Raw genomic sequence first — 16,374 nt, 5'->3', positions numbered from 1 at the left:
GGCGGCGCACACTGAATTGGAGGACGTGATGGGTTATCGGGTGGTGGTCGCGGGCGCGACGGGCAATGTCGGGCGCGAGATGGTCAACATCCTCGCCGAACGCGACTTCCCCGCGGACGAGATCGCGGTGCTGGCGTCGAGCCGCAGCCAAGGCGACGAGATCGAGTATGGTGACACCGGTCGCATGCTCAAGGTCCAGAATATCGAATATTTCGATCCGACCGGCTGGGACATGGCGCTGTTCGCGATCGGCAGCGAGGCAACCAAGGTCTATGCGCCCAAGTTCGCCGCCGCCGGCTGCACGGTGATCGACAATTCGTCGCTGTACCGGATGGACCCGGACGTGCCGCTGATCGTGCCGGAAGTGAACGCCGACGCGATCGACGGCTATCGCGCCAAAAACATCATCGCCAACCCCAATTGCTCGACCGCGCAGATGGTCGTCGCGCTGAAGCCACTGCATGACGCCGCCAAGATCACGCGCGTCGTCGTGGCCACGTACCAGTCGGTGTCTGGCGCGGGTAAGGTCGGCATGGACGAGCTGTTCGAACAGAGCCGCAACATCTTCGTCGGCGATCCAGCCGAGCCCAAGAAGTTCACCAAGCAGATCGCGTTCAACGTCATTCCGCACATCGACAGCTTCCTGGACGACGGATCCACCAAGGAAGAGTGGAAAATGGTGGTCGAGACCAAGAAGATCCTCGATCCCAAGATCAAGGTAACCGCGACCTGCGTGCGCGTGCCTGTGTTCGTCGGCCATTCCGAGGCGCTGAATATCGAGTTCGAAAACGAGATTTCCGCCGAGGACGCCAAGCGTATCCTGCGCGAAGCCCCCGGCATCATGCTGATCGACAAGCATGAGGACGGCGGATACGCGACGCCCATCGAGGCGGCGGGCGACGACGCGACCTATGTCAGCCGCGTGCGTGAGGATCCGACCGTGGAGAACGGGCTGGCGTTGTGGTGCGTCAGCGACAATCTGCGCAAGGGTGCGGCACTGAACGCGGTGCAGATCGCGGAACTGCTCGGCCGACGGCACCTGCAGAAGGGCGGTTGAGCGGCTGATAGCGGAGTGATAGCATCTGTTCCATGGGACAGGTGCTGATCCGCAATCTCGACGACGCGCTGATCGCCGACTTCCGGCGCGTCGCCAAGGCCAATGGTCGATCTTTGGAAGCCGAGTTGCGCGAGGCGCTGGCGCAGGCTCGACCTAAGGTGCGGTTGGATGGCGATGCACTCCGAACGCTGGTCCACGGTCTGTGGGCGATGACTCCACCCGAGGCGGCAGCGGTCGATAGCACCCCGTATATTCGCGAGGCCCGGGACGCGGGATGATCGTTCTCGACGCGAGCGTCGCGATCAAGTTGGTTACGCGCGAACCGGGTGCAGAGGCCGTATTGATCCGGGTAGTCGGGGAGGTGGAGCGGATCGCACCCGACTGGTTCCACGTCGAAGTAGCCAACGCGCTGGCCAAAAAAGTGCGGAATGATGGCCTGTCCGAAGCCGCAGCGGCGGCGGGTCTGACCGCTGCGCCCGACCTGCTGACCGATACGGTCGCTACGCTATCGTTACTCGACGAGGCCTTCGCATTGTCTATGCAGGCAGGTCATGCGGTGTATGACTGCCTGTACCTTGTGCTGGCTGTCAGAACTGATGCGATCGTCTTGACGGCCGATGCCGGCATGGCCCGGGCGGCAAAACGAGTGGGATTGGCCGGGCACGTTGAACTGATCGGTTGACGTCGATCCCCCCCTCACGCCCGCCGGTGTTTACCGCCGTAATGCTGGCCGACATATTGCCCGATGCGGGCCATTTCGGTGGCGGCGGCGCGGGTGGCTTCGGCGCAACAGGGCAGGGGATCGCGTTCGGCCTGAGCGGCGCGCATCGCGACGCGTTCGGTGAGTTCCTCGATGTCGGCGCGGCTGAGCACGTTCTTTTCACGCAGCAGGCACAACAGGCTTTGCAGGATCACGAGGCTTTCGTCGCCCGTGCCGGTCCGATGCAGGTCCATCATCGCTCTCCTAGCTTGTTTTGAAGGGAGAGTATGCCCTTTTTTGGAGGTTGGGAAGGGGCAGGCGGAGGTTTGGGGATGGGCTCGGATCGTCGTTGTAATTGCCTGGTTGGGCTCGCCTCGTCCCGTCACCCCAGACTTGATCCGGGTCCCGCTTCCAAGGCGCGCCGGGAATAGCGGGACCCCGGATCAAGTCCGGGGTGACGATGGGGTGAGGGGCGTTGCGAAACTGTCCTGCAACGATCGGTGCTGGACAGGCGGTTGATCGCGACCCACGTGGGGTCACGCTCGCAACCGATGGATGACGACCCTTGGCCCTTTCTCCTACCCATCCGCAGTATTTCGCCAGCTTCGACGGCACCCGCATCGCCTATCGCGAGCTGGGCGAGGGGCGGCCCGTCGTGCTGATCCATGGCTATTTCTCGACGGCGGAGGTCAATTGGATCAAATACGGCCATGCCGCCGCGATTGCGGCCAAGGGCTTTCGCGTGATCATGCCGGACCTGCGGGGCCATGGGGCGTCGGACAAGCCGCATGACCTTGCCGCTTATCCGGCGGATGCGTTGATGCGCGACGGGATGGCGTTGATCGCGCATCTAGGGCTGAGCGATTACGATCTCGGCGGCTATTCGCTGGGCGGGCGGACGACGATGCGGATGCTCGCCAACGGGGCGAGGCCGCGCCGCGCGGTCATTGCGGGCATGGGGCTGACCGGCATCGTCAGCACGGCGGGGCGAGGCGGCTATTTCCGGCATGTGCTGACCAACCTCGGCAGCTTCGAGCGCGGGTCGGGCGAGTGGATGACCGAGGCGTTCCTGAAGACGACCGGGGGCGATCCCGTGGCATTGCTCAACGTGCTCGAGACATTCGTCGATACGCCGATCGAGGCGGTCGAGACGATCGACGTGCCGACGCTGATCGTTGCCGGGATCGACGACGACGACAATGGATCGGGCGCGGCGCTGGCCGACGCGCTGCCGCAGGCGATCTTCCGCGAGATTCCCGGCAATCACATGAGCGCCGTCACCAAGCCGGAACTAGGCCAGGCGATCGCCGACTTCCTGAACGCCTGACCGCAGGCGCTTGACCAAAAGGGGCGCCCCCGCGCATCGTGTCGGCAACGACAAGAAGTCAGTAGGGGATTGTTTTCATGCGTCTCGTTTCCACCGCCGCGCTCGCCGCGGCGCTGTTTGCCGCGCCCGTCGCGGCGCAGACCGCGCCGGCCGGGCAGGCCGCGCCAGCGAAGCCGACCGCGGCCGAGGCCGACACTTATGTCGCTGCGGTCGAGAAGGAAGCTGCCGATCTGTCGGTGCCCGCGCAGCAGACCGCTTGGGTCAACGCGACCTATATCACCGACGATACCGATGCGCTGGCGGCGAAATCGGGCGCGGAGCTGACCGAAAAGGCGGTGCAATGGGCGAAGGGCGCGGCGCGCTTCAACGGCGTGACGGGCCTGTCCTATGACACCAAGCGCAAGCTCGACCTGCTGAAGAATGGCGTCGGCCTGCCCGCGCCCACCACGCCGGGTGCGGCGACCGAGCTCGCGACGCTGACGACGCGGATGTCGTCGCGCTACGGCAAGGGCAAGGGCACGCTGGACGGCAAGCCGATCAACGGATCGGACATCGAGGCGGCGATGGGCACGACGCGCGATCCCGCCAAGCTGAAGGAGATGTGGGTCAGCTGGAACGACAATGTCGGCGCGCCGATGCGGGCCGATTATACGCGCATGACGGCAATCTCGAACGCGGGCGCAAAGGAGCTGGGGTTCGCCGATGTCGGTGCGATGTGGCGGTCCGGCTATGACATGACGCCGCAGCAGTTCGAGGCGCTGACCGACCAGATCTGGAAGGAGGTAGAGCCGCTCTACCTGTCGCTGCACACCTATGTCCGCTGGAAGCTGAACGAGAAGTACGGCGATGCGGTGCAGGCGAAGACCGGGCCGATCCGCAGCGACCTGCTCGGCAATATGTGGGCGCAGGAATGGGGCAATATCTACGATCTCGTCGCGCCCAAGGGGGCGGGCGATCTGGGCTATGACACCGGCGATCTGCTGAAGGCGAAGGGCTATGATCCCGTTCGCATGGTGAAGCAGGGCGAGGCCTTTTACTCGTCGCTCGGCTTCGCGCCGTTGCCCGAGACGTTCTGGCAGCGTTCGCAGATCGTGAAGCCGGCCGATCGCGAGGTGATCTGCCATGCGTCGGCATGGGATATCGACAATATGGACGATATCCGCATCAAGATGTGTACCAAGGTGAACGGCGACGATTTCGTCACGATCCACCATGAGCTGGGCCACAATTACTATCAGCGCGCGTACAAGAACCAGCCGTATCTGTACAAGAACGGCGCCAACGACGGCTTCCACGAGGCGATCGGCGATACGGTCGCGCTGTCGATCACGCCGGATTATCTGGTGAAGATCGGGCTGTTGCAGCCGGCGCAGGTGCCTGCCGCCGACAAGGACATCGGCCTGCTGCTGCGCCAGGCGATGGACAAGGTGGCGTTCCTGCCGTTCGGCCTGCTGGTCGACAAATGGCGCTGGGACGTCTTTTCGGGCAAGATCGCGCCGGGTCAGTATCAGCAGGGCTGGGATGCGCTGCGCCTGAAATATCAGGGCATCGTGCCGCCGGTGGCGCGCGACGAAACCAAGTTCGACGCGGGCGCCAAGTATCACATTCCGGGGACGGTGCCCTATGCGCGCTATTTCCTGGCGCGGGTGCTGCAGTTCCAATTCTACAAGGCGGCGTGCGAGCAGGCGGGCTGGAAGGGCCCGCTGCATCGCTGCTCGTTCTACGGCAACAAGGCGGTCGGCGAGAAGCTGAACGCGATGCTGAGCATGGGTCAGTCGAAGCCGTGGCCGGATGCGCTGCAGGTGATGACCGGCACGCGGCAGATGTCGGGCAAGGCGCTGGTGGAGTATTTCGCGCCGCTGAAGACGTGGCTGGACCAGCAGAACAAGGGTAAGCCGCAGGGTTGGTGATGGAGCGGGCGGGGTGCTTTCGAGTACCTCGTCGTCCAGTACTTGGTCCGGGGTCTATGCCGCGGGGGCAGTGCCTAAGCCTCAGGCCGTCCCCCTCGCCGCGGAGTGGACCCCGGACCAAGTCCGGGGTGACGGAGTGGGTGGGGTGAGCGGAGCGCGTCGCCCACCCCCTTCGCATCAGAGCGCGTCGAGCAGGTGTTCGGCGCTGCTGACCTTGAATTCGCCGGGGGCTTCGACGTGGAGTTGCTTCACGACGCCGTCTTCGACCAGCATCGCGTAGCGCTGGCTGCGCAGGCCCATGCCGAACTTGCTGCCGTCCATCGTCAGGCCGACCGCCTTGGCGAAATCGCCGTTGCCGTCGGCGAGCATCGTGATGCCCTCGGCCTCCTGCGACTTGGCCCAGGCGCCCATGACGAAGGCGTCGTTGACCGAGGTGCAGGCCACTTCGTCCACGCCCTTGGCGGCAAGCGCGTCGCGCTTCTCGACGAAGCCGGGCAGGTGGCGGGCGGAGCAGGTCGGCGTGAAGGCGCCGGGCACCGCGAACAGCGCGACGGTGCGACCGCGGAAGAAATCATCGGTGGAGACCTGATCGGGGCCGTCTGGCGTGACCTTGGTCAGGGTGGCGCTGGGGATCGTATCGCCGACGGTGATCGTCATCATGGGTCTCCGGGTAGAAAGGTTGCGCGCGGGACCGTCGACCACATCGCCGCCGATTTCAAGCATGGCGCCGGCCGGCGGGACGGTTATGGTGGCAAGGTTATGGAAGGTCCCGTTTATCTGTCCGGCCAGTTCCTGCTCGCGATGCCGGGCATGGCCGATCCCAGTTTCGACCATGCGGTGATCGCGATGTGCGCGCATGATGCGGGCGGCGCGCTGGGCGTGGGCCTGGGCGCGACGATCGATGGGCTGACGCTGCACGACCTGCTCGACCAGTTCGAGATCGCGCACGGCGCCGCACCGCCCGCCCCGGTACACTTCGGTGGGCCGGTGGAGCCGCGCCGCGGGTTCGTGCTGCATGCGCTGGATTGGGCGGGACAGGACACGGTCGAGGTAGCGGGGCGATGGGCGCTGTCCGGCACGATCGACGTGCTGCGTGCGATCGCCGACGGCACGGGGCCGTCGCGCTACGTCGCCGCGCTGGGCTATGCGGGCTGGTCAGCCGGGCAGCTCGACGCGGAGCTGTCGCAGCCGGGGTGGTTCCATGTCGCGGGCGACGATGCGCTGCTGTTCGACACGCCCGCGCCGCAGCGGTGGAGCAGCGCCTTTGCCAAGGCGGGGATCGACCCGCGGCTGCTGGTGGTGGGCACGGGAACCGCCTGACGCGAGATATAAAGATATCTTTATATTTGATCTGTAGGGGCGGAGCGGCTAGGGGCAACCCATCCAAACCTCTTCAGGAGCATGCCACGTGGCTACTGCGCTCGCGCCCAACGGCACGAACACCGATTACGTCATCAAGGACATCGGCCTCGCCGATTTCGGCCGCGCCGAAATCAAGATCGCCGAAACCGAGATGCCCGGCCTGATGGCGCTGCGCGACGAATTCGGCGCTGCTCAGCCGCTGAAGGGCGCGCGCATCACCGGCTCGCTGCACATGACGATCCAGACCGCGGTGCTGATCGAGACGCTGACCGCGCTCGGCGCCGACGTCCGCTGGGCGACCTGCAACATCTTCTCGACGCAGGACCATGCCGCCGCCGCCATCGCCGCGACGGGCGTGCCGGTCTTCGCGGTGAAGGGCGAGAGCCTGGCCGAATATTGGGATTATGTCGGCGACATCTTCACCTGGGACGGCGACGTCGAAGGCCAGACCGCGAACATCATCCTCGACGACGGCGGCGACGCCACCATGTTCGCGCTGTGGGGCGCCAAGCTCGAAGCCGGCCAGACCTTCGGCGAGCCGGAGAATGAGGAAGAGGTCGAGTTCCAGCGTTCGGTCAAGGCGTTCATCGCCAAGAAGCCGGGCTATCTGACCCAGACCGTCAAGAACCTGAAGGGCGTGTCGGAAGAGACGACGACTGGCGTTCACCGCCTTTACGAGATCGCGAAGAAGGGCGAGCTGCCTTTCCCGGCGATCAACGTCAACGACTCGGTCACCAAGTCGAAGTTCGACAATCTCTATGGCTGCAAGGAATCGCTGGTCGACGCGATCCGTCGCGCCACCGACGTCATGCTGGCGGGCAAGGTCGCCGCGGTTGCCGGTTTCGGCGACGTGGGCAAGGGCTCGGCCCAGTCGCTCCGCAATGGCGGCGCGCGCGTGCTCGTGACCGAAATCGACCCGATCTGCGCGCTGCAGGCGGCGATGGAAGGCTTCGAGGTCGTGACCATGGATGAGGCCGTGAAGCGCGCCGACATCTTCGTCACCGCGACCGGCAACGCCGACGTCATCACCGCCGATCACATGAAGGCGATGAAGCCCATGTCGATCGTCTGCAACATCGGCCACTTCGACTCCGAGATCCAGATCGCGGCGCTGTCGAACTACAAGTGGACCGAAGTGAAGCCCGGCACCGACCTGGTCGAGTTCCCGGACGGCAAGCAGATCATCGTGCTGGCCAAGGGCCGCCTGGTGAACCTGGGCTGCGCGACCGGCCACCCCAGCTTCGTGATGTCGGCCTCGTTCACCAACCAGACGCTCGCCCAGATCGAGCTGTGGACCAAGTGCGAGAACTACAAGAACGAAGTCTACGTCCTGCCGAAGCACCTCGACGAGAAGGTTGCCGCGCTCCACCTCGAAAAGCTGGGCGTTCAGCTGTCGAAGCTGAGCGAGAAGCAGGCGGCGTACATCGGCGTGCCGGTGGAAGGCCCGTTCAAGCCGGATCATTACCGCTACTGATCCGGACGGCGCCCGGTATCGGGTGCTGCGGATGTGAAGAGGGGCGACACCGCGAGGTGCCGCCCCTTTTTTTGTCGCCGGGTGAACACTGTCCGCCACCCCAGTGTAGGCTGGGGTCTTCAGCGGTTCTTGCAATGCCCCTTAATGGGGAGATTCCGACCTTCGCTGGGATGACGCCCATGGCCGATCGACATCCGGGACAACGCGTTCATTCCTCCCCCTGGCGGGGGAGGATTTGCTATCACACTGAATGTCGATTGGCCTGCGGGGCCTAGGAATAGTCCGCGGGCTGGCGCCGGACCTATGGGGGCGGTGGCCCGCCCCCATAGCCTTACTTCGGCGCGGCGCTGCTGGTGGCGGCGCCGGTTGCCGAGGCCGCGGTTGCGGCGGCGAGCTGAGCGGCGGTGATGCCGACGATCACCTTGCCGCTGGCGTCAGCGCTGAAGCCGTTGATCGGCAGCTTCACCTCACCCTTGGCGGTATTGAGCGTCACGAATTCGGCGTCTGCCGACTTGATCGTGCCGAGTGCCGCGCCGCCGAGACCGGTGACGGCGGTGCCGGGGACCAGCTTCGCCTTCACCGCGGCTTGGGCCTGTGCCTGCGAGCTGGCGATCGCCGCGTCGAGCTGCGCTTTGGTCATCGCCATGGCGAAGCCCTTATCGGTCTTGCCGATCGAGGCCGGCGGCACGGGCACCTGCGCGGTGCCGGTGTTGAGGACGATCGCCTGCGGCGTGACGCTGGCGACGGTGCCCAGCGAGACGCCCGCGCTGTCGTAGATCGTGGCGCCGACCGTCGGGGTGGTCGCGGTCGCGCTGGCACCGGCCTGCGCGGTCGCGCCGGCGGCCGGAGCCTGTTGTGCCACAGCCGCGGCGGGCATCAGCATCAGGGTGCCGATCGTCAGGGCCAAGGTACGCATCGAGTGTCTCCATTGTTGCTCGTTGTGACAAAGTAACGATGGGATTTCGGATGCGGTTCCGCCCGTTTTTGGCGGCGAGGCGAGTGTCCTTTCAGATCAACCGGTTATGGGCAGGCGAACCGTCCCGTCTTCGGCACGCTTCAGCGGACCGTAGCTCAGGACGGCCTCCAGCGGCAGTGGGCCGTAGAGATGCGGGAACAGCTGGCCGCCGCGGGATTCCTCCCACTTCAGCGATGCGCCGAAGCTGCCGAGGTCGACCGCGGCGACGTGCAGATCGCTTTGCCCGGCGAAATGCTTGTCGACCGTCTCCGTCAGCTGCTCAGCGGTCGACATGTGGATGTAGCCATCCGCCAGGTCGACCGGCGCGCCGGCGAAACTGCCATCGCGTTCCAGCGCGGCCATTTGCTCCGCGGTCAGCACCTTATAGGCGACGAGGGGGAGGGCGCTCATGCGTCCTCCTCGCCATCGTCGCTCTCATCGACGCGTTCGTCCATCGTCGCCGGGCCGGTGCCGTCGTCGACGACCAAGGCGTCATCGGCGGAGGTCGCGGGCGCGTCGCCGATCTCGTCGGCGACGATCGCCTCCGCCTCGTTCTCGGGCTCTTCCTCCTCGTCGATCCGGGCGGCGGAGACGACATGCTCGTCCTTCGCCACGCTGAACAGCGTCACACCTTGCGTGTTGCGGCCCGTGACGCGGACGTCACCGACCGACATGCGAATGAGCTTCGCCTGATCGGTCACCAGCATCAGCTGCTCGCCCGAATGCGCGGGGAAGCTGGCGACGACGGGGCCGTTGCGGCCGGCCGACACGATGTTGGTGATGCCCTGGCCGCCACGGTTGGTGCGGCGATATTCGAACGCCGAAGTGCGCTTGCCATAGCCGTTCTGGGTGACGGTGAGGATGAACTCCTCCGCCGCTTCGAATTCGGCCATGCGTTCGGGGCTGAGCGACATCTCGCGCTCGCCTTCCTTCCACGGGGCGGCCTTCAGATAGGCCTCGCGCTCCTCGGTCGTCGCCGCGAAGCCGCGCAGGATCGACAGGCTGATGACCGCATCGCCCTCAGCGAGGCTGACGCCGCGGACGCCGGTGGAGGTGCGGCTCTGGAATTCGCGCACGTCGGTGGCGGCGAAGCGGATCGCCTTGCCCGCCTTGGTCGCGAGCAGGACGTCGTCGCTTTCGGTGAGCACGGCGACGCCGATCAGCCGGTCCTCGCTGCCCTCGTCGAAGCGCATGGCGAGCTTGCCGTTCGACGGAATGTTGGCGAAGGCGTCCATCGCGTTGCGGCGGACGGTGCCGTTGGCGGTCGCGAACATGACGTGCAGGTCGCCCCAGCGGCCTTCGTCCTCGGGCAGCGGCAGGACGGTGGAGATCGTTTCGCCCGGCGCCAGCGGCAGCAGGTTGATCATCGGGCGGCCGCGCGTCGCCGGCCCGCCTTCGGGCAGGCGCCACACCTTCATGCGATACACCTTGCCGGCGGTCGAGAAGAACAGCACCGGCGTGTGCGTGCTCGTCACGAACAGGTTGGTGATCGCATCCTCGTCCTTGGTCGCCATGCCGGCGCGGCCCTTGCCGCCGCGCTTCTGCGCGCGGAAGGCGTCGAGGGGCGTGCGCTTGATATAGCCCTGCACGGTGACGGTGACGACCATCTCCTCGCGCTCGATCAGGTCCTCGTCGTCGATGCCGTCGGCGGCCGCGGCGATCTCGGTGCGGCGCGGGGTCGCGAAGATCGAGCGGACGTCGACCAGCTCCTCGCGCATCACCTCGTACAGGCGGGCGCGGTTGCCGAGGATTTCAAGCAGCGCGGCGATCGATTCGGCGAGGCCCTTCAGCTCGTCGCCGATCTCGTCGCGGCCGAGCGCGGTCAGGCGGTGGAGGCGCAAGTCGAGGATCGCGCGGACCTGCGTATCGCTGAGCTTGTAGCCGTCGCCGACCTGCTCGCCTTCGACCGCCTCGACCAGGCTGAGGTAGGGCGCGATCTCGGCGATCGGCCATTCGCGCGCGAGCAAGGCGGCGCGTGCCTCGGCGGGGCTGGACGAGCCGCGGATGATGCTGACGACCTCATCGAGGTTGGTGACCGCGATGACGAGGCCGAGCAGGATATGGGCGCGGTCGCGCGCCTTGTTCAGCTCGAACTTCGAGCGGCGGGTGATGACCTGTTCGCGGAACTGGACGAACGCCTGGATGATGTCCTTGAGGTTCAGCGTCTCCGGCCGGCCGCCGCGGATCGCGAGCATGTTGGCGGGGAACGACCCTTGCGCAGGCGTGTGGCGCCACAGCTGGTTGAGGACGACTTCGGGGGTCGCATCGCGCTTCAGGTCGATGACGATGCGCACGCCTTCGCGGTTCGATTCGTCGCGGATGTCGCTGACGCCCTCGATCCGCTTGTCCTTCGCCGCCTCTGCGATCTTTTCGACGAGCGCGTTCTTGCCCTGCTGGAACGGGATGGCGGTAAGGACGATCGAGCGGCGATCGCCGCGGCCTTCCTCGATGACGTGGCGCGAGCGGACGATGATCGAGCCGCGGCCGGTGTGATAGGCCGAGCGTGCGCCCGCCTTGCCGAGGATGATCGCGCCGGTCGGGAAGTCGGGACCGGGAACGATCTCGATCAGCTCGTCGATGCTGATCGATTCGCCGGCCATCGTCTTGTCGATATAGGCGAGGCAGGCATCGACGACTTCGCCCAAGTTATGCGGCGGGATGTTGGTGGCCATGCCGACCGCGATGCCGCCGGCGCCGTTGACCAGCAGGTTGGGGAAGCGCGCCGGCAGCACCTGCGGCTCGCGCTCGCTGGCGTCGTAGTTCGGCTGGAAATCGACGGTATCCTTGTCGAGATCCTCCATCAGGTAATTGGCGGCGCGGGCGAGGCGCGCTTCGGTGTAGCGCATCGCGGCGGGCGGATCGGGATCCATCGAGCCGAAGTTGCCCTGGCCGTCGATCAGCGGCAGCCGCATCGACCAGTCCTGCGTCATGCGCGCCAAGGCGTCGTAGATCGCGGTGTCGCCGTGCGGGTGATATTTACCGATCACGTCACCGACGATGCGGGCGGATTTGCGGTAGGGCCGGTTGAAGAAGAAGCCGCTTTCCTGAGCGGAGAAAAGGATGCGGCGGTGGACCGGCTTCAGGCCGTCGCGCACGTCGGGCAGCGCGCGGGCGACGATGACGCTCATCGCATAGTCGAGGTAGCTCGACTTCATCTCGTCGACGATCGAGATCGTCGAAATGCCCTCGGGATGGGCGGGGGGTTCGGCGAGGGTGGTCTCGTCGGCCAAGGTGTGACGCTTTCGGATTGTTACAGATGTATGGCCCCGGTTTAGGGGCATCCGTACCGAAAGTCACGCGCGCGTACGCACACGCGTACGCGCGCGGGCCTATGGAGTGTTACTTCTTGCAGGCAGCCTTGTTGGCGTTGCCGGCCTTGCTGCAATTGTAGGTGATCGTCTTGCCCGTGCTGGTCTTGGTGGTGACCATGCGGCCGTTGGCTGCGACGGCGGTCTTGGTCGTCGTCCGGGTGGCGACGGTGGGCTTGCCGACCGCAGGCTTGGTGGTGGTGGTCGTCTTGCTGGTGGCGACCGTCTTGGCCTGGGTCTTGGCCTGCATCTGCGCGCCGGTGGCCATCGCCGCGGAGCCGCAGCAGAGCGAGGCGGTCGCAAGCAGGACGAAGGGCAGGGACGTCTTCATGGGGTTCCTCTCCACCTTGAACGGACGCAACGGTATGGCGTCGTGATGCAGGGGATGCGCCCCGTGGAATAACAACGGGATGGCCGGATCATGACGTTTTCGTCATGTTGGGTGGGCCGGGCGCCACGTAGGTCGTCACCCCGGACTTGATCCGGGGTCCCGCTTTTGTTGGGTGTAGCAGTAGAAGAAGGAGCGGGACCCCGGATCAAGTCCGGGGTGACGGGGGGGGGTGTCTCTCCCCGCTAGGGCGCGATTTCCTTGCCTTCGAAGTCGAACAGGCGGCCGGTGTCGGGCGCCTTCAGCCCGTCGATCACGTCGAGCAGTTGCGAGGCGGCGCGGTCGGGCGTGAAGAGCGTGCCGGGGCGGACGTTGGCCTGAAAGGGCTTGGACAGAGCGGTGTCGACCGTGCCGGGGTGGAGGCCGACGATGATGCTGCGATCGTTGCGGCGCTTGTCCTCGATGCTGAGCGTGCGGACGAGCTGGTTCGCTGCCGCCTTCGCCATGCGATAGCCGTACCAGCCGCCGAGACGGTTGTCGGAGATGCTCCCGATCCGCGCCGACAGGATCGCGAAGACGCTGCGGCCCTGTTTTGGCATGATCGGCAGGATATGCTTAGCGATCAGCGCCGGGCCGATGGCGTTGACGCGCAAATTGGCGGCGAGCCAGTCGGGATCGAGCTCGCGATAGCTCTTTTCGGGCAGGCGATCGCCCTGATGCAGCAGGCCGGTGGCGACGATCACCAGCGCCGGCGTGGGGCCGGCGGCGATGCGCGCGGCGGCGGCGGCGATGCTGGCTTCGTCCTCGATATCGATTGGATCGCTGCCGGAGCGCGAGAGCGCGTGGACGACGTCATACGCCCCCTCGTCGCGCAAGGCCTCGACCAGCGCGGCGCCGATGCCGCCGCTGGCGCCGATGACGACGGCGCTGGTGCCCTTCGCGCTCATCGGACGAAGCGCCACTGGTCGTCGGTGCTGGCCGCCGCATCGAAGGCATAGCCATCGCTGTCGAAGCCGCGCATCGCGTCGATATCGGTGATGCGGTGTTCGATCATCCAGCGCGCCATCAGCCCGCGCGCCTTCTTCGCGTGGAAGCTGACGAAGCGGTCGCCTTCGCGGAAATCGACCGCGACGACGCGGATGCCGGCGGGCAGGCGCCCGGCGACCGCCGCCCAATATTCCTGGCTGGCGAGGTTTAGGACGACGCCGGTCTCTTCCGCCGCCACGTCCTCGGCCAACGCCTGCGCGATGCGGTCGCCCCACCAGTCGGTGAGCTTCGGCTTCCGTGGCGCCCAGCGGGTGCCCATTTCCAGTCTGTATGGGCGCATCGCATCGAGCGGGCGCAGCAGGCCGTACAGGCCCGACAGCAAGCGCAGATGGTCTTGTGCGAACGTCACCGCCTCCGGCTCCAGCGTTTGCGCGTCGAGGCCGGTGTAGACGTCGCCGGCGAAGGCGAACATCGCCGGCCGCTCGGGCGCATCGGGGAAATCGCGAAAACGGTCGGCGTTCAGCTTCGCCAGCGCTGGCGAGATCTTCATCAATTCCGACAGGCGTTTCTGCGTCAGGTGCGACGCCGCGGCGGCGAGCGTGGCCGCTTCGGAACCAAAGCGGGGCCGCGTGGAACCCAAATCGGGCAGCGGCGTCTCGTAATCGAGGGTCTTGGCGGGGGAGAGGACGGCGATCATGCCGGTCCGGTACTGCGCCTTCGGCCACCGTTCAATTCCCGTTCACGGGCTTCAAGCCACTGCGGGATCAGTCCCCAGCGTCGCTTGTACCCGCTGCGGCGGCCGGTTACAGGCCGCGCGTACGTTAGCGGCAGCGATGCCCCAATTGTCGGAGAGAGAGTTAGCATGAAGACCCTTTCGAAGCTCGCGCTGGCCGCGGTGCTCGCTACCGGTGTGAGTGGCCTCGCATTCGTCGCCCCGGCGATGGCCAAGAAGGAAGAGCAGCAGGCGCCGGGCTTCAAGCTCAGCAAGCCGGTGCAGGCGATCGCCTACAATGCGCAGCAGGCCGTGAAGGCGAAGGTCGTCGCGACGGCCGAGCCGCTGGTCGCGCAGATCGAGGCGGCCGCCACGACCGACGACGACAAATATGTGGCCGCGGCGCTGCGCTACGACCTGGAAAACACCAAGCTGGTGCTGGCGCAGCAGGCGAACCCGAATGCGCCGCTGAACGAGACCGCGCTGGCCAAGCCGCTCGACGCGCTGATCGCTGCGGCGAACACGCCGGCGGCCGATCGCGGCAAGTATCTGTTCCGCCGTGGGCAGCTCGCGTTCAACGGCGGCCAGTATGCCGTCGCGTCGCAATATTTCACCAAGGCGAAGGAAGCGGGCTTCAACAGCCCCGATTTCGATCTGCAGCTGGCCAAGGTGAAGGTGCAGGCGGGTGATGTCGCGGGCGGCTTGGCCGACCTCGACCGCTATATCACCGCGCAGAAGGCGGCGGGTCAGGCCGTGCCGGAATCCTATTACCGCTTCGCGATCGCGACCGCGAACAACAAGAAGATGGCGCCTGAGACGCTGGCGTGGATGCAGAAGTACGCCGCCGCCTTCCCGAATGCGAAGACGTGGCGCGACGTGATCCTGCAATATGCCTTCGCGCAGAACAGCATCGCGACGCCGGACAAGGCGCAGACGCTCGATCTGTACCGCCTGCTGCGCGCGGCCGGCGCGATGCCGGACCAGTCGAGCTATGAGGATTATGCGCGCATGGTCAGCGACCGCGGCAATCCGTACGAAGCGGCTGCCGTGCTGAAGGAAGGCCTGGCGTCGGGCAAGATCCCGGCGAGCAGCACCTATGCCAAGAGCCAGCTGGCCGCGGCGACCACCGCTATCCAGCGCGACGGTTCGCTGGCGTCGAGCGAGAAGACCGCGCTGGCGTCGAAGGACGGCAAGATCGCCTCGGCGACCGCCGATGCCTATCTGGGCCAGAACAACTACGCTAAGGCCGCCGAACTGTATCGTGCGGCGCTGTCGAAGGGCGGCGTGGATGCGAACGAGGTGAACACGCGCCTCGGCATCGCGCTCGCCAAGTCGGGTGACAAGGCCGGTGCGCAGGCGGCCTTCGGTGCGGTGACGGGCCAGCCCCGCGCGGGCATTGCGGCGCTGTGGAACACCTGGACGCAGGTCGGTTCGGCGCCCGCTCCGGCGGCGTGATCGCGGCGACGATGGAATGAGAAGGGGCGGTCCGGCGACGGGCCGCCTTTTTTCGTTGCGGGTGGTGGTGACGGTGAACGTCGACCAAACGACGTCATCCCAGCGGAGCCTGGGATCTTGTGGTAACGGGCGACGTGTTGGCCGCAAAAGACCCCAGCCTTCGCTGGGGTGACGTAATTCGACAATCGGGCGTCAACCGCAGATGTGCGGCGTATCGGGTGGTGTGCCGGGTGGCCTTAATCGACCGAGACGGGAATGCCGGAGGTCGATTTGGCGGTGCGGATCGTCAGCGAGGTCTTGACGCTGGCGACGTTGGGTGCCGGCGTCAGGTGGGTAGTCAGGATTTCTTGGAAGCTCTTGAGATCGCTGGCGACGATTTTCAGGATAAAATCGATTTCACCGTTGAGCATATGGCATTCGCGCACTTCGGGAATGTCGGCGACATGGGTTTCGAAGGCCGCGAGATCGTGCTCCGCCTGGCTGCGCAGCGAGACCATCGCGAAGACGGTAATCGGGAAGCCGAGGCTGGCGGGATCGAGATCGGCGTGATAGCCGCGGATCACACCCGCTTCCTCCAGCGCACGCACGCGGCGCAGGCAGGGCGGCGCTGTGAGGCCGACGCGTTCGGCGAGCTCGACGTTGGTCATGCGCCCATCCTGTTGCAGATGAGCGAGGATTTGACGATCGATCCGATCGAACGACATTGCGTGAGCCACTCCTAAGACGCGCCGAACGATATCGGCGATTTCCTCTAAGCATAAGAAAATTGCGGCGCAACGCAATTGTCCCACTTTGCGAC

Annotated in this window: 17 protein-coding genes; 8 read left to right on the top strand and 9 right to left on the bottom strand. The window is 65.9% G+C overall.

Annotated elements, in window-relative coordinates; all coding sequences use genetic code 11:
* Positions 1–28: 28 nt before the first annotated feature.
* The 3 genes from SPHME3_RS0113850 to SPHME3_RS0113840 are packed head-to-tail and all read left to right on the top strand — an operon-like array spanning position 29 to position 1,739.
* The gene (locus SPHME3_RS0113850) at positions 29–1,057 is read left to right on the top strand and encodes an aspartate-semialdehyde dehydrogenase (protein ID WP_020486479.1); all 1,029 of its coding nucleotides are present in this window, start codon (positions 29–31) and stop codon (positions 1,055–1,057) included.
* A gap of 32 nt (positions 1,058–1,089) precedes the next feature.
* Positions 1,090–1,335: a FitA-like ribbon-helix-helix domain-containing protein gene (locus SPHME3_RS0113845; protein ID WP_017978601.1), complete on the top strand. Its 246-nt coding sequence runs from the start codon at positions 1,090–1,092 to the stop codon at positions 1,333–1,335.
* Positions 1,332–1,739: a type II toxin-antitoxin system VapC family toxin gene (locus SPHME3_RS0113840; protein WP_017978602.1), complete on the top strand. Its 408-nt coding sequence runs from the start codon at positions 1,332–1,334 to the stop codon at positions 1,737–1,739. Before SPHME3_RS0113845 ends, SPHME3_RS0113840 begins: the two co-directional genes overlap by 4 nt.
* Before the next feature lie 14 nt (positions 1,740–1,753).
* Here SPHME3_RS0113840 and SPHME3_RS0113835 read toward each other — a convergent pair whose 3' ends face one another.
* The gene (locus tag SPHME3_RS0113835) at positions 1,754–2,014 is read right to left on the bottom strand and encodes a hypothetical protein (protein WP_017978603.1); all 261 of its coding nucleotides are present in this window, start codon (positions 2,012–2,014) and stop codon (positions 1,754–1,756) included.
* 308 nt (positions 2,015–2,322) lie between these two features.
* Between SPHME3_RS0113835 and SPHME3_RS0113830 the strand changes: the two genes are divergently transcribed.
* Positions 2,323–3,084: an alpha/beta fold hydrolase gene (locus SPHME3_RS0113830; RefSeq protein WP_017978604.1), complete on the top strand. Its 762-nt coding sequence runs from the start codon at positions 2,323–2,325 to the stop codon at positions 3,082–3,084.
* 77 nt (positions 3,085–3,161) lie between these two features.
* On the top strand, positions 3,162–4,994 hold the full coding sequence (locus SPHME3_RS0113825) for a M2 family metallopeptidase (RefSeq protein WP_017978605.1): 1,833 nt from the start codon (positions 3,162–3,164) through the stop codon (positions 4,992–4,994).
* A 177-nt stretch (positions 4,995–5,171) separates the two neighbouring features.
* Here the strand turns inward: SPHME3_RS0113825 and SPHME3_RS0113820 are convergent, their stop codons facing one another.
* Complete coding sequence (locus SPHME3_RS0113820; RefSeq protein WP_024310525.1) at positions 5,172–5,651, bottom strand: peroxiredoxin; 480 nt, start codon at positions 5,649–5,651, stop codon at positions 5,172–5,174.
* Positions 5,652–5,753: 102 nt separating this feature from the next.
* Between SPHME3_RS0113820 and SPHME3_RS0113815 the strand changes: the two genes are divergently transcribed.
* Both SPHME3_RS0113815 and ahcY read left to right on the top strand, forming a co-directional pair.
* Entirely contained in the window at positions 5,754–6,314 is a 561-nt protein-coding gene (locus SPHME3_RS0113815; protein WP_017978607.1) for a YqgE/AlgH family protein, read from the top strand.
* Positions 6,315–6,402: 88 nt separating this feature from the next.
* Positions 6,403–7,830 (top strand): adenosylhomocysteinase, encoded by a 1,428-nt coding sequence (gene ahcY / locus SPHME3_RS0113810; protein WP_018250833.1) that lies wholly within the window; start codon positions 6,403–6,405, stop codon positions 7,828–7,830.
* Between the two features lie 331 nt (positions 7,831–8,161).
* Here the strand turns inward: ahcY and SPHME3_RS0113805 are convergent, their stop codons facing one another.
* From SPHME3_RS0113805 to yaaA, 6 genes are all read right to left on the bottom strand, one after another.
* Positions 8,162–8,746, bottom strand: coding sequence for a hypothetical protein (locus SPHME3_RS0113805; RefSeq protein ID WP_017978609.1), 585 nt, complete (start codon positions 8,744–8,746; stop codon positions 8,162–8,164).
* Between the two features lie 96 nt (positions 8,747–8,842).
* Positions 8,843–9,196 carry a DUF952 domain-containing protein gene (locus tag SPHME3_RS0113800; RefSeq protein WP_017978610.1) on the bottom strand — a complete coding sequence of 118 codons (354 nt, stop codon included), beginning with the start codon at positions 9,194–9,196 and terminating at the stop codon, positions 8,843–8,845.
* Positions 9,193–12,015 (bottom strand): DNA gyrase subunit A, encoded by a 2,823-nt coding sequence (gyrA, locus tag SPHME3_RS0113795; protein WP_017978611.1) that lies wholly within the window; start codon positions 12,013–12,015, stop codon positions 9,193–9,195. Before gyrA ends, SPHME3_RS0113800 begins: the two co-directional genes overlap by 4 nt.
* Positions 12,016–12,124: 109 nt before the next feature.
* Positions 12,125–12,424, bottom strand: a complete 300-nt coding sequence (locus SPHME3_RS0113790; protein ID WP_017978612.1) for a hypothetical protein — start codon at positions 12,422–12,424, stop codon at positions 12,125–12,127.
* Positions 12,425–12,666: 242 nt separating this feature from the next.
* A complete protein-coding gene (locus tag SPHME3_RS0113785; protein ID WP_017978613.1) occupies positions 12,667–13,368 on the bottom strand; it encodes an SDR family NAD(P)-dependent oxidoreductase in 702 nt (233 codons plus the stop codon).
* Positions 13,365–14,105: a peroxide stress protein YaaA gene (gene yaaA, locus SPHME3_RS0113780; protein ID WP_017978614.1), complete on the bottom strand. Its 741-nt coding sequence runs from the start codon at positions 14,103–14,105 to the stop codon at positions 13,365–13,367. The genes SPHME3_RS0113785 and yaaA overlap by 4 nt, the downstream gene beginning before the upstream one ends.
* Before the next feature lie 165 nt (positions 14,106–14,270).
* Here yaaA and SPHME3_RS0113775 point away from each other — a divergent pair, with 165 nt between their 5' ends.
* Entirely contained in the window at positions 14,271–15,575 is a 1,305-nt protein-coding gene (locus SPHME3_RS0113775; protein WP_018250832.1) for a hypothetical protein, read from the top strand.
* Positions 15,576–15,811: 236 nt separating this feature from the next.
* On the opposite strand, the gene SPHME3_RS0113770 is transcribed toward SPHME3_RS0113775, so the two are convergent.
* Positions 15,812–16,279, bottom strand: coding sequence for an Lrp/AsnC family transcriptional regulator (locus SPHME3_RS0113770; protein ID WP_017978616.1), 468 nt, complete (start codon positions 16,277–16,279; stop codon positions 15,812–15,814).
* Positions 16,280–16,374: the final 95 nt, after the last annotated feature.

Origin of the sequence: Sphingomonas melonis DAPP-PG 224 (assembly GCF_000379045.1) — a bacterium.
GTDB classification, from domain to species: domain Bacteria; phylum Pseudomonadota; class Alphaproteobacteria; order Sphingomonadales; family Sphingomonadaceae; genus Sphingomonas; species Sphingomonas aquatilis.
Note: the sequence above shows the minus strand (reverse complement) of the source record. Positions and strands in the feature narration are given on the sequence as shown.